At 28.7% G+C, this 13,037-nt stretch carries 12 protein-coding genes; 10 read left to right on the top strand and 2 right to left on the bottom strand.

Features of this window, described 5'->3' with window-relative positions; translation table 11 throughout:
- Positions 1-189: 189 nt before the first annotated feature.
- The 5 genes from Q3223_RS01320 (at position 190) to Q3223_RS01300 (ending at position 5,336) form a co-directional block, all read left to right on the top strand.
- Entirely contained in the window at positions 190-522 is a 333-nt protein-coding gene (locus Q3223_RS01320) for a helix-turn-helix domain-containing protein (RefSeq protein ID WP_021385918.1), read from the top strand.
- A gap of 46 nt (positions 523-568) precedes the next feature.
- Positions 569-1,846 (top strand): cytochrome c biogenesis protein/redoxin, encoded by a 1,278-nt coding sequence (locus Q3223_RS01315; RefSeq protein ID WP_407811483.1) that lies wholly within the window; start codon positions 569-571, stop codon positions 1,844-1,846.
- Between the two features lie 124 nt (positions 1,847-1,970).
- Positions 1,971-3,359: an FAD-dependent oxidoreductase gene (locus Q3223_RS01310; RefSeq protein ID WP_219672836.1), complete on the top strand. Its 1,389-nt coding sequence runs from the start codon at positions 1,971-1,973 to the stop codon at positions 3,357-3,359.
- Positions 3,360-3,634: 275 nt separating this feature from the next.
- Entirely contained in the window at positions 3,635-4,348 is a 714-nt protein-coding gene (locus tag Q3223_RS01305) for a DUF434 domain-containing protein (protein ID WP_054271533.1), read from the top strand.
- Positions 4,349-4,484: 136 nt separating this feature from the next.
- Positions 4,485-5,336 (top strand): SH3 domain-containing protein, encoded by an 852-nt coding sequence (locus Q3223_RS01300; RefSeq protein ID WP_167640511.1) that lies wholly within the window; start codon positions 4,485-4,487, stop codon positions 5,334-5,336.
- A gap of 180 nt (positions 5,337-5,516) precedes the next feature.
- Here the strand turns inward: Q3223_RS01300 and Q3223_RS01295 are convergent, their stop codons facing one another.
- Both Q3223_RS01295 and Q3223_RS01290 read right to left on the bottom strand, forming a co-directional pair.
- The gene (locus Q3223_RS01295) at positions 5,517-6,662 is read right to left on the bottom strand and encodes an iron-containing alcohol dehydrogenase (RefSeq protein ID WP_054271532.1); all 1,146 of its coding nucleotides are present in this window, start codon (positions 6,660-6,662) and stop codon (positions 5,517-5,519) included.
- A gap of 338 nt (positions 6,663-7,000) precedes the next feature.
- Entirely contained in the window at positions 7,001-7,777 is a 777-nt protein-coding gene (locus Q3223_RS01290; RefSeq protein ID WP_054271531.1) for an IclR family transcriptional regulator, read from the bottom strand.
- A gap of 593 nt (positions 7,778-8,370) precedes the next feature.
- On the opposite strand from Q3223_RS01290, the gene Q3223_RS01285 reads away from it, so the two are divergent.
- The 5 genes from Q3223_RS01285 (at position 8,371) to Q3223_RS01265 (ending at position 12,990) form a co-directional block, all read left to right on the top strand.
- Positions 8,371-9,345, top strand: a complete 975-nt coding sequence (locus Q3223_RS01285; protein ID WP_054271530.1) for a 2-keto-3-deoxygluconate permease — start codon at positions 8,371-8,373, stop codon at positions 9,343-9,345.
- 92 nt (positions 9,346-9,437) lie between these two features.
- A complete protein-coding gene (locus Q3223_RS01280; RefSeq protein WP_054271529.1) occupies positions 9,438-9,743 on the top strand; it encodes a UxaA family hydrolase in 306 nt (101 codons plus the stop codon).
- Positions 9,744-9,900: 157 nt separating this feature from the next.
- On the top strand, positions 9,901-11,061 hold the full coding sequence (locus Q3223_RS01275; protein ID WP_021385940.1) for a UxaA family hydrolase: 1,161 nt from the start codon (positions 9,901-9,903) through the stop codon (positions 11,059-11,061).
- A gap of 51 nt (positions 11,062-11,112) precedes the next feature.
- A complete protein-coding gene (locus Q3223_RS01270; RefSeq protein WP_407811482.1) occupies positions 11,113-12,015 on the top strand; it encodes a fumarylacetoacetate hydrolase family protein in 903 nt (300 codons plus the stop codon).
- Positions 12,016-12,096: 81 nt separating this feature from the next.
- Positions 12,097-12,990: a dihydrodipicolinate synthase family protein gene (locus tag Q3223_RS01265; protein WP_079739795.1), complete on the top strand. Its 894-nt coding sequence runs from the start codon at positions 12,097-12,099 to the stop codon at positions 12,988-12,990.
- Positions 12,991-13,037: the final 47 nt, after the last annotated feature.

The following is a 13,037-nucleotide window of genomic DNA, read 5'->3' as shown; positions in this document are numbered from 1 at the left end:
TACAAAAAAGTGACCAATTGTGATATGTATATAAAACTGATATATTAATTACATGAAACTTAAAATAATTTGTTTTAGGGAGATATACAATAAAAATTTTAATTAAGTAAGGTTAGAAGTATACATAATACCTATAAACACATACTGTTATAACAATTTATTTAATATTAAAGAAAAGAGGAGAGTAAAATGTACAATATAGATGACATGATATATGATTGTCCAGTAGAGGCTTTATCTAGTATATTAGGTAAAAAATGGGTAGCTATAATAATATGGGAAATACAAAAAGATAAAAAAAGATTTGGAGAGTTACAAAGAGCTATACCAGAGTGTAGTAAGAAAATGCTAACTCAACAATTAGATTTTTTAATTGAACAAGAGATTATAGTTAAGAAAAAAAGGTTGGTTAATAATATTGTAGAGTCAACCTATTTTTTAAGTGAGTCAGGGTTACTATTACTTCCTGTTATGGAAAAAATGATAATGTGGAGTAATAAAAACTTAAACTGTGATAAATAAATCTTAAAATTTTAATATTGGAAATAAAATAAGGAGGAATTTTAGCTTGCAAAATGTAAATTTATTTTTAGTATTTATAGAAGGTATAGTGTCGTTCTTTTCACCATGTATATTGCCAATTTTGCCTATTTATTTGAGTATATTATCAAATAGTAGTGTAGAGAGTTTAAAAGAAGGAAAGACAAATTTTATAAGAAGTTCTCTATTTAAAAATACTATATTCTTTGCTCTTGGAATCTCGACAACATTTTTTATATTAGGTTCATCAGTAAGAGTTTTGAGTATGTTCTTTAGTGAGAATAAAGATTTAATAATGTTCATTGGTGGGATTATAATTATTATCATGGGCTTATTTTACATGGGAATAATTAAATCTTCAATATTGAATAGAGAAAAAAGATTTAATGTAAAGTTTAAAGAAATGAAAGCAATAACAGCTTTTATATTAGGTTTTACGTTTAGTTTTGGGTGGACACCTTGTATTGGACCGATACTAGCATCTGTATTAGTAATGGTTTCAAGTTCAACCAATCACCTTAGTGCAAATCTTTTAATAGCAGTATATACTATTGGATTTATTTTGCCATTCATAATTACATCTATGTTTTATAGTAAACTTTTTAAAACTATAGACAAGATAAAATCCAACATGGAAATTATTAAAAAAATAGGTGGGCTTATACTTATAGTATCAGGAATATTAATGATGGTAAATGGATTTGGGAGTATAAGCAAACATTTTAATATCCCACAAAATAGTAAAATTGAAAGTAATCAGGAAGATAATAAACAAGCAAATTCTAATAATAAAGAAGATAGCTCTAGTGATACTGGTGGTCAAAAAGACTCTAATGATGGAAATAATAAATCAGGAGCTAAAGATGAAGAGAGAATAAAGTCTATTGATTTTACTCTAACAGACCAATATGGTAAGACACATAAATTAAGTGATTATGAAGGTAAAGTTGTATTTTTGAATTTCTGGGCTACATGGTGTCCTCCATGTAAAGAAGAAATGCCTCACATAGAACAACTATACAAAGACTATAAGAAAAATGATGAAGATGTAGTAATTTTAGGTGTAGCTTCACCTAATTTGGGTAGAGAAGGTTCAAGAGAACATGTGATTAACTTCTTAAAAGAAGAAGGGTATACTTTCCCTGTTGCACTTGATGAAGATGGAGCATTAGCGTATCAATATGGAATTAATGCTTTTCCAACTACGTTTATAATTGATAAAGAAGGATATGTAACTCAGTATATTCCAGGAGCTATGGATAAAGAGACTATGGCATCTTTTATTGAGAATCAAAGAAATAAATAGATTAAAATGTTTAAATATAAGGATTCAAATCAATTTAAGGTTACAAAAAAGTGCCTAATTGTACTACCTAGATAATCTTGTTATAGTAAAAGTATAAATAATACAAGAAGGGGTTGAAAATTATATGAAAAAAACATTTGATGCAATAATAATGGGATTTGGAAAAGGTGGAAAAACATTAGCAGGAGATTTAGCAAATAAAGGCTTAAAAGTAGCTTTAATAGAAAAATCAAATAAGATGTATGGTGGAACATGTATAAATGTGGCATGTATACCAACTAAAAGTTTAGAGAACTCGGCAAACAGTGTAAAAGCGAAACATATAAGTTCTTGGGAAGAAGCTCAAGCTGAATATGAGAAAGCTATAGATAAAAAAGAAACTTTAATTACAAAACTTAGAGAAGTTAACTATAATAAATTAAATTCAAATGATAATGTAACTATATTCACAGGAATGGGAACTTTTATTGATGAAAATACAGTTCAAGTTAAAACTGAAAATGAAGTTTATGAGTTAGTAGCAGACAAGATATTTGTTAATACTGGTTCAAAACCATTTATACCTAATATTAAAGGTGTGGAAAATAAGAATGTAGTATATGATAGTGAGTCTCTTATGAATTTAAGAACTCTACCTAAAAAAATGACAATCATAGGAGCTGGCTTTATAGGTCTAGAGTTTGCAGGTATTTACAGTTCATTTGGAGCAGAAGTTACAATATTAAATTCTAATAATGGTATTTTACCAAATGAAGATATTGAGGATTCAGAAGAAATAATAAAACTACTTGAAAAGAGAAATGTAAAAATTATAAATAATACAAAGATAAAAGAAATTAAAGAAGTTTCTAACTTAGCAATAGTAGAGTATGAAATAGAAGGTAAATTACAGGAATTAACAAGCGATATGATACTTGTAGCCACAGGAAGAAAGGCAAATACTGAGGGGTTAGGACTAGAAAATGCAGGTATAGAATTAAATGAAAGAGGATTTATTAAAGTATCAGATACTCTTAAGACTAACAAAGAGCATATATGGGCTATAGGAGATATAAATGGAGGTCCACAATTTACTTATATTTCACTAGATGACTATCGTATAATTATTAATCAATTATTTGGAGATAAGACTAGAAGCAATAGTGATAGAAAAAATATACCAAATTCTATTTTTATAAGTCCAGCATTTTCAAGAGTTGGTTTTAATGTTAAACAAGCTAAGGAAAAAGGATATGAAGTATTAGTAGCAAAGATGCCAGTCGAAGCGATTCCAAGAGCTAAGCAAATCGGTAAGACAGATGGTTTTATAAAGATTGTGATTGATAAAAAATCAAATAAGATACTTGGAGCTACTATGATATGTGAAGATTCAAGTGAGATTATCCACTTAATTCAATTAGCTATAGATTTAGAAGTAGAGTACACATATTTAAGAGACCGTGTTTATGCACATCCAACTATGACAGAAGCTCTTAATGATGTTCTATCTCCTAATATGATAAAAGAAGTATAATCATAAATTTAAATATATAAAGCCTAAAATTATCATTATAAATAGATTTTATAAAAAGGATACTATAATAAATTACTAATAGTATCCTTTTTGTATTGTAAAGTTATAAATGTACTATAGAAATTATTATTTTGTATTATAAGCTGGAATTAAACGGTATAATTTAAGTATTGGATAACTTAAATGGATAAAATAGTATCAAAAATATTTTAAAAGAGTAAGTTTATCATACTTAAAGTATTAGAGCAATGTTTAAAATACGGAGGTGAAGTCATATGAATAAAGTATCTAAAAGAGGGTTTGATGAGAATGATAAGAGATGGTTTTCAAGTAGTGAATTAGTAAGGCTTATAAAGGCTAAGGAAGAAATAGAATGGTTAATAAATAGAGATTATAAAATAGACCCAGTTGTTACTTTTGTTGGAGATAGGTATCAGTTTTCCATAAGACAAAGAGATGCACTAAAAAGGGCAGTATGCACTGAAGAAAAAAATATAATAAGACAGTCAAAAAAACTTTCTCTAGATAAAATCAAAGAAGGACTTATAAATATAGATGGTTTTAATTTAATAATAGCTATAGAAGTGGCATTATCTGGTGGAACTTTAGTAATAGGTAGTGATGGTAATATGAGAGACTTAGCAGGGCTTAGGGGGACATATAAGATTATAGATAAAACAGAAGAAGCCCTAAAGCTGATAGGAGAATTTTTAAATAAGTACAATGCAAAAAAAATTAGATTTTATCTAGATTCTCCAGTTTCTAATTCAGGAAATTTAAAGTATAAGATACTGGAGTATGCTAAAATATGGGGAATTGAAACTGAGGTAGAGCTAGTAAAAAATGCAGATGTCGTATTAGAAAAATTAGATAGAGTAGTTAGTAGTGATGCAGTTATAGTTGATAAATGCATAAGCTATTTTAATATTGCTAGAGGTATAATTGAAGAATATATTAAGGATTGTAATATTGTGAATTTAAATAAATAGATAAATATAAGTGAGAAAAAACCAGTCTGTATATAGCAATATTATCAGTAATACAAGTAAAGTTTGAAAATAGGAGAACGAATACATATCGAATTTCATAAAATGTTGTAAAAAGACATATGAGAGGATGGTATGTGTGAAGTTAACTAAAATAAATATTAAAAAATATAGAACACCTATATATAAATATGCTTTAGTAAATGTAAATTTGAGGTCCAGCAAATCTACAAATTCAAGTATTATAACTGTAATACCTCAAGGAGCAAAAATGGAGGTATTAGATGAAGAAGATGAATGGATTAAAGTAATGTATAATTCTCAAGAAGGGTATGTATATAAGGACTTAGTATCAGTAAGCGAATATACTTGGAGTAACTTAAATTTAAGAGAAGACAAATCTACGACTTCAAATATAATTACAGTAATTCCCGAAAAATCTAGGGTCGAAGTTTTAGAAATAGATGGGGATTGGAGTAAAGTTGTATATGATGACAAAATAGGATATGTTTTTAATTATTTCTTATCAACTGATGGAAATAAACCTAATGAGTTAGATTATAAGTATTTTTATACTGATATGACTAAATTTGTTAACGAAAATAATATTAAAAGCACGAGTGATTATCTAATTGTGACAGACCTTAGAAATAAATATACTTATATTTTTAAGAAAGATAATGGAAGTTGGGGTCAACTTTATAAGTGGCAATGTACTATAGGGAAACCTGAAACTCCAACTATAACAGGGACATTTTATATAAGTGGAAGAAAACCTTCTTTTGGGACAGATGAATATTCGGTTAAGTACGCTACTAGAATTAAAGGTGGATATTATTATCATTCGGTATTATATGATTCGACAGGTAGCTATATAATAGATGGTAGACTTGGTGAAGCTCTTAGTCATGGTTGTATAAGATTGAATACAGAAAATGCAAAATGGATATACGATAATATACCAGATACAACAACAGTCATAATTCATTAATAAAATATTTGATTTGTTAATTAAGAGCTAAGATTCTTAATTAATAATAGTATATGTTAGTATTTGATAAGAATTACGATTTGAAAGATGTAGTAAGAGAGTGCCAATAATAAAATAATTGTATTTTGAGGCACTCCCTTATAAGTATATATAATTAATTTATGGGGTAGGTTGTTATAATTAAGATATTTTCATAAATAATTCTATAAGTTTATCCTTGTCAAAGAAAACAGGATTAGCTCCAGCACATGCATCTTTCATAGAGTTTTCTGCAAGTAACTCAAAATTAGGATTATCAACACCTACATCTTTTAAAGATTTTGGGATTCCTACTTCTTCAGAAAGAGCTTTTATTTTATTTATTACAAAGTCAACACACTCTTTATCTGACTTATTATGTACATCCATTCCAATAATCTCAGCGATTGGACGGAATTTAGAAGGAGCAGATTTAGCATTTTCTTCTTCAACTATTGGAAGTAGCATGGCATTACATACTCCATGAGGTAAATCATATAAACCTCCTAATTGATGGGCCATGGCATGTACATTACCAAGTCCTGCATTACTAAATGCAATTCCATTTAAGAAACAAGCGTAACACATTTGTTCTCTAGCTTCTATGTCATTACCATTTTTAACAGCTCTTGGAAGGTATTTAAATATCTGTTTTATAGAATATAAAGCTGTTGAATCTGTAACATCATAAGCTCCATTAGCCACTACAGCTTCTATAGCATGAGTTAAAGCATCCATACCAGTTGCTGCAGTTAAATTAGATGGTTTACTAATCATTAATTCTGGGTCATTTACTGTCATTGTAGCTAATGAATTGGTATCAACCATTATCATTTTTACATGTCTGTCTTCATCAGTTATAACATAGTTTATTGTAACTTCAGCAGAAGTACCAGCAGTAGTAGTTATGGCTACAATAGGAAGACATTTTTTAGAAGTTTTGTTGACACCTTCATAATCCCTAATATCTCCTCCATTAGTAGCTAATATAGAAATAGCCTTACCACAGTCTTGTGGAGAACCTCCTCCTATAGTGATAACAAAATCACAATTTTCTGACTTTAATATTTCAAGCCCTTTATTTACATTAGTTACAGTTGGATTTTGTTTAACTTCATCATAAACAACAAAATCTACACCTATCTGAGATAGAATATCTGTTACTTTTTTTACAGTACCGTTTGAAACTAGAAATTTATCACTAACAACAAATGCTTTTTTAGTTCCCAGTGATTTAATTGAATCTTTAGCTTCATTAAGGCATCCTTTTCCAAGTAAATTTATTGGTGGTACATAATAAATGCTCATAACTAAAATCTCCTTTTATTTTAAATTGATTTTTATATAAGAAATATATATCTAATAATCTTTCTTTAGCTTGTTTATCATATAATTATGGCTTAGATTAATACAGATATATGAGTTCTTATATAGGAACTTAATTCGTAAATACGATTATGATTAGAATTTAACATAGTATTTTTATCATGTCAACAAAAAAATAAAAACTATCATAAAAAAACAAAGCTACTGTAGTTAAATCAGTAGCTTTGTTTTTTATTGTATAAATCAAATAAATATGCCAGTTTAAAATAGAATCTTTAATTATTACAATTTTCAATATATCGTATCTGTGAAATATTAACTTAATTTATTATAATATCTTCATTGCGTTCTTCCATCATAGATTGAATATTTTTCTGAGCATTTAAAAGTAATTCTTTTATCAGTTCTATTTTTTCTTCATTAGCTCTAAATAATGGTAGTGTTACACTAACAGCAGCTCTTATACATCCATTTTTTCTTATTGGTACAGCAAGACATTTTAGATGTTGCATTGATTCTTCACATTCTGAAGCTATTTGTGTTTTTTTAACTTCAAGAAGTTGCTCATATAAAACATCAAAGTCTGTAATTGATTTTTCTGTAAAGCCTTTTAAACCATCTGGATATAAACTTATTAGTGTTTCCTTATCAAAATCACATAAAAGAGCTTTTCCAAGACCCGTACAATTAGCAGGTATTTTTTTACCAACATAAGAAATAAGTCTAATTGGTTCTGGCGAATCTACTTTACCAACATAAAGGACTTCATTGTTGTCAAGTATACCAAGCTGGCAAGTTTCAGAACAAGAATTAACTATATTAGTCATTTCTTCAATTACATAATTGAAAATAGTTCTTTTTTCAAAGAATGAAGAACCTAATGTGTAAGAACGTATCCCTATAGAGTATTTGGATGTATTCTTGTCAATAGTAATATATTTTCTAGCACTAAGTGTATGAACTATAGGAAAGATGCTACTTTTTGGAGCATTAATAGCATCTGCTATTTCTGTAAGAGTATATCCGTTTTCGGATTCAGCTAATGCTTCTAAAATATCTAATATCCTAGCTGTCGGGCGATGATTATCTGAAGTCATAAATTTCCCCCCTCTTTTTATTAATTTAAAGTATTAGAATATGTTGATTTTAGCACACTATGTGATATTTTACAATGTGGAAAATAAATATGTAAATTTGTACATGAAGAAGCTATTGATTTAAGGACTGATAGATATTTTTTAGAAGATTATAAATTAATAATTATATTAATTTCCAAAATATACCTAAAGAAAGTTGGTGATATTTAGTTATATAATTTAAGAGAATCTATTTAATAGCTATATTTTGTATAGATATATCAAAATATTATGAATTGTATCTTATAATTTGTGTGTCATTTCAATTATGTAAAAAATTTTGTATATTTTAGTAATCTATATTTTTTAGTGCTTTGTATTTTTGCATATAATGAAGCTATTTGATAATACATAATATATTGTCAGATAATTTGAAAAAATTTTGACAAAAATTTATTTTTTTTATTGACTCATAAATAGGAAAATGCTATCATTAACTCAAAGATTCGTAAATAAAAACTTAGTTCTTAAATACGAACCGAAACGGCCGTTAGAATTAAAGCTAAAAATTTAATAAGAGTAATTAAATATCATGTTTTAGGAGGAGTAACTTTATGATAATGGATTTTATTAAAAAAATTCCTGCAGGTATGATGATAGTTCCAATGTTTATAGCAGCTTTCATTAATACATTTTGCCCAGATATTGTGCAAATAGGTTCATTTACAACTGCAGTATTTTCAAGCGTTGGGTCTGCAACTATAATTGGAGTTCAGCTAGTGTGCTTGGGAACGCAACTTCAATTTAGAGAAATGCCAAAAGTTTTAAAAAGAGGCGGAATTCTTCTTGGTTCGAAATTTGCTATAGGTGCTTTAATAGGTATAGTTATAGGTAAACTATTTGGAATGGATGGAGTACTTGGTCTTACAACATTAGCTGTTATAAGTGCAGTTACAAATAGTAATGGTAGTATATATCTTTCATTGATGACTTCATATGGAGATGAAACAGATTGTGCAACTATGAGTTTACTTACTTTAAATGATGGACCATTTTTTACATTGATAGCTCTTGGGACTTCAGGTCTTGCAAATGTACCTTTGTTGTCTTTATTGGCTGCAATAGTACCAATACTTGTTGGTATGATAATAGGTAATTTTGATAAAAAAATGAAAGAATTTTTAGAGCCAGGATGTAACTTGCTTGTACCTTTTGTAGGATTTGCACTAGGTAGTAGCATAAATCTTGCAAGTATACTAAAAGGAGGCTTATCAGGAGTACTACTTGGATTAATATCTGTGTTTGTAGGAGGTATATTTATAGTATTCTGTGATAAATTTATAGGAAAACGTCCAGGATATGCAGGGTGGGCTGTAGCTACAACTGCTGGAAATGCGATTGCCGTACCTGCTGCTGTTGCATTAGTTGACCCATCATGGCAACCATATGTTGCAACAGCAACAACTCAAGTAGCAGCAGCAGTAGTTGTCACTGCAATATTAGTACCTCTTATAACTAGTTGGTGGGCTAAGAAGTATGGGTGTCCTAAGTTTCCAAAACAAAAAGAGGATGGAACGATAGTAGCTTAATATTACATAGTTTACTATTTAAATAGTAAACTCTCTAATTAGATTTTAGGATATTAATAAAACTATATTATTTACAAAGGAGAATAAGAATAATGATAAATGCAGTGATAATTGATGAAAAAGATAATGTTGCAGTAGCTATTGAAGCAATAGGTAAGAATAGCGAAATTAGTTTTAAATTAAAAGATAAAACAGTAAAAACAATTACAGCACTAGATGATATAACTATTTATCATAAATTGGCTATAAAAGACATGGCTGAAGGCGATAAGGTTACTAAGTATGGAGAACATATAGGAGAAGCAAATCAGGAAATAAAAATTGGTCAACATGTACATATCCATAATGTTAGAAGTGTTAGAGAAGATTTGGATGAACAAGCTATGGCTAATGTATAAAATAATTCTTTTAAGTTTATAGAAGTTAAATTCATTGTTTTTTACTATTTAATAATTGTCAAATATTATTTTAAATATTTGATTAGTAAGTGTAATAAAAAGTTATAATACATAAAAATTACAGAAGGTATATAGATTATTTTAGGAGGAAATCAGTATGAAATTTTATGGATATAAAAGACCCGATGGAAGAGTTGGTATAAGAAACCACATATTAGTATTACCTACTAGTGTTTGTGCATCAGATACAACTAGAATAATAGCATCTCAAGTTCAAGGAGCAGTTACTTTTAATAATCAAAATGGATGTTCACAAGTAAATTCAGACCAACAATTGACTATGGATGTCATGGCTGGATATGCAGCAAATCCAAATGTATATGGGGTAATAGTTGTATCTTTAGGATGTGAGAATTGTCAAAATGATTTGGTAGTTGATGCAATAAAAGAGAGAACAAACAAACCAATAAAAACTCTTGTAATACAAGAAGAACATGGGACTTTGAAAACTATAGAAAAGGCTGTTCGTTATGCTAGAGAAATGGCTCAAGAGGCATCTTTACTCAGAAAAGAAGAATTTCCAATATCTGAAATTATACTAGGAACTGAGTGTGGAGGGTCTGACCCAACAAGTGGATTAGCAGCAAATCCACTAATAGGTGAATTAAGTGATAGACTTGTTGATTTAGGAGCAACGTCAATTTTAAGTGAAACTACTGAATTTATAGGAGCAGAGCATATATTAGCTAGAAGAGCAGTAAATGAAGAAGTAAAAGAAAAAATATTACATATAGTACATAGGTATGAAAATTCGTTAAAATTAGTTGGAGAAGAGGTTAGAGAAGGAAATCCATCTCCTGGAAATATAGCTGGTGGATTGACAAGCCTTGAAGAAAAATCACTAGGTTGTATACATAAAGGTGGTCATAGACCAATAAGTGAAGTATATGATTATGCTAAACAAATTGATAAAAAAGGTCTTGTTATAATGGATACACCTGGAAATGATGCTTCATCTGTTGCTGGTATGGTTGCAGGAGGGGCTCAAATAGTAGTATTTAGTACAGGTAGAGGAACTCCATCAGGAAATCCAATAGCTCCAGTGATAAAGATAACTGGAAACAAAATAACTTTTGCAAATATGGAAGATAATATGGACTTTGATGCCAGTCCAGTTATATATGGTCCACAAACAATGGAAGAATTGACAGATGATTTATTAAACATGATTGTAGATGTAGCAAATGGAAAGCAATCAAAAGCAGAGTCTCTTGGATATACTGAAATGGCAATAGCTAGAGTATGTAACTATGTATAAGATTTAAGTAAAAGACTGAATATATATAGAATTTTAATAAAGGGTGAGATTATGAAGTTTGTCAGTTTTACTAAAGGAAAAAATGAATGTAAAAGGATAGGTTTTTTTTCTAAAGATGAATTATTTATTATAGACATTAATTCCTTAAATATTAGCAAATCTTTTAAAGATTTAAATGATTTAATTCAAAATATATCTCAAGACGATATTATAAGGATAAAAAGTATTATAAAGGAAGATAGATTCCATAATTATGATGTTTTTAAAAGAGAAGAATGTATTATACATGTTCCGATAGAAAAACCTATACATGATATTTTATGTGTGGGAGTGAACTATAAAGACCATCTTGAAGAAACTCAAACTCACTTTGATAATAGTTTTGAAGAACCTCAAAAAACAGTTTATTTTACAAAACGTGTAACAAAAGCGATAGGTCCAGAAGATGAGATAGATGGTCATTTTAATATAAATAGTCAATTAGACTATGAAGTTGAACTTGGAGTAGTAATAGGTAAAACAGGTGTTAATATTAAAAAAGAAGAGGTCGAAGATTATATCTTTGGGTACACTGTTATAAATGATATTTCTGCTAGAACGTTACAAAAAGAGCATGTTCAGTGGTTTAGAGGAAAGGGATTAGATACATTTACATCTTTAGGCCCATGTATCTTACATAAAAGTGAAATTTCTTTTCCTGTAAAACTTAAGGTATGTAGTAGAGTAAATGGTGAAGAAAGACAAAATTCTAATACAAGATTATTCATATCAGACATTTCAGACATAGTTTCAGAACTTTCAAAGGGGATGACTTTAGAGGCTGGAGATATTATAGCTACAGGTACACCTTCTGGAGTTGGTATGGGTTTTTCGCCCCCTAGATATATGAGTAGTGGAGATGTAATTGAATGTGAGGTTGAAAGTATTGGAATTTTAAGAAATTACATTAAATAAATGTTTTAATATAGGTAATGTTAAGGCAAAACCTGAATGTATTAAATGAACATATTAAAATAAATTTTAGGAGTTTAAATTATGAAAGCAGAATTTTTGACACCAGTGGTTACAATATTTGATGAAGAAGGAAATTTAGATAAAGAAGGAAATAAGAAAGTCTATGACCATCTTATAGATGGAGGTGTAGATGGTCTAGTTATAATGGGAAGTACTGGAGAGTTCTTTAATATGTCTATGGATATGCAAAAAGAACTTATAGATTTAGTAATTAGTTATGTTAATAAGAGAGTAAAAGTGTTTATAGGTACAAGTCGTATGAGTATAAAAGAGTCTATAGAGCTTTCAAATTATGCACATAATAGTGGAGCTGATGGAGTTATGATAATAAGCCCTTATTATTTCTCTCTTGATGATGACAGTATTGAGTTGTTTTATAGTGAAATAGCTAAAAATACAGAAGCTGAAATATATCTATATAATTATCCAGATAGAACTGGTTATGATTTGAGTCCAGAACTTACATTAAGACTTGTAAGAAAACATAAAAATATAGTTGGTTATAAGGATACAGTAACTTTAATGGGGCATACTAGAGATTTAATAAATACTATGAAAGCAGAGTTCCCAAATTTTAAGATATATAGTGGTTATGACGAAAACTTTATACATAATCTAATGTCTGGGGGAGCAGGTTGTATAGGAGGTTTATCAAATTTAATTCCAGAAGTTTGTTCAAAATGGGCAGAAGCTTATAATAATAGAGATATGGATAAGGTTATAGAAATTCAAAAATATATCAACAAAGCAATGGATTTTTATTTAATAACAAACCCATTTATACCAGCAATGAAAAAAGCTCTGAATATAAGGGGATTACAAGTAAGTGATTATATGACTGCTCCTTTTACAAAACCAAATGAAAATCAAGTATGTGAGATTAAAAAATTAATGAATGAATTAAATATATGTTAACTGCTTAATTAGATATATAGTAAAAAACAAAGAGTGTTTTAAAATGA

Origin of the sequence: Clostridioides sp. GD02367 (assembly GCF_045900275.1) — a bacterium.
Taxonomy (GTDB): domain Bacteria; phylum Bacillota; class Clostridia; order Peptostreptococcales; family Peptostreptococcaceae; genus Clostridioides; species Clostridioides difficile_A.
Note: the sequence above shows the minus strand (reverse complement) of the source record. Positions and strands in the feature narration are given on the sequence as shown.

Bases quoted from the DNA above. Each gene is read 5' to 3' on its own strand.
- Q3223_RS01320 (WP_021385918.1), top strand. From the start codon at position 190: ATGTACAATATAGATGACATGATATATGATTGTCCAGTAGAGGCTTTA.
- Q3223_RS01310 (WP_219672836.1), top strand. From the start codon at position 1,971: ATGAAAAAAACATTTGATGCAATAATAATGGGATTTGGAAAAGGTGGA.
- Q3223_RS01305 (WP_054271533.1), top strand. From the start codon at position 3,635: ATGAATAAAGTATCTAAAAGAGGGTTTGATGAGAATGATAAGAGATGG.
- Q3223_RS01295 (WP_054271532.1), bottom strand. From the start codon at position 6,662: ATGAGCATTTATTATGTACCACCAATAAATTTACTTGGAAAAGGATGC.
- Q3223_RS01290 (WP_054271531.1), bottom strand. From the start codon at position 7,777: ATGACTTCAGATAATCATCGCCCGACAGCTAGGATATTAGATATTTTA.
- Q3223_RS01285 (WP_054271530.1), top strand. From the start codon at position 8,371: ATGATAATGGATTTTATTAAAAAAATTCCTGCAGGTATGATGATAGTT.
- Q3223_RS01280 (WP_054271529.1), top strand. From the start codon at position 9,438: ATGATAAATGCAGTGATAATTGATGAAAAAGATAATGTTGCAGTAGCT.
- Q3223_RS01275 (WP_021385940.1), top strand. From the start codon at position 9,901: ATGAAATTTTATGGATATAAAAGACCCGATGGAAGAGTTGGTATAAGA.
- Q3223_RS01270 (WP_407811482.1), top strand. From the start codon at position 11,113: ATGAAGTTTGTCAGTTTTACTAAAGGAAAAAATGAATGTAAAAGGATA.
- Q3223_RS01265 (WP_079739795.1), top strand. From the start codon at position 12,097: ATGAAAGCAGAATTTTTGACACCAGTGGTTACAATATTTGATGAAGAA.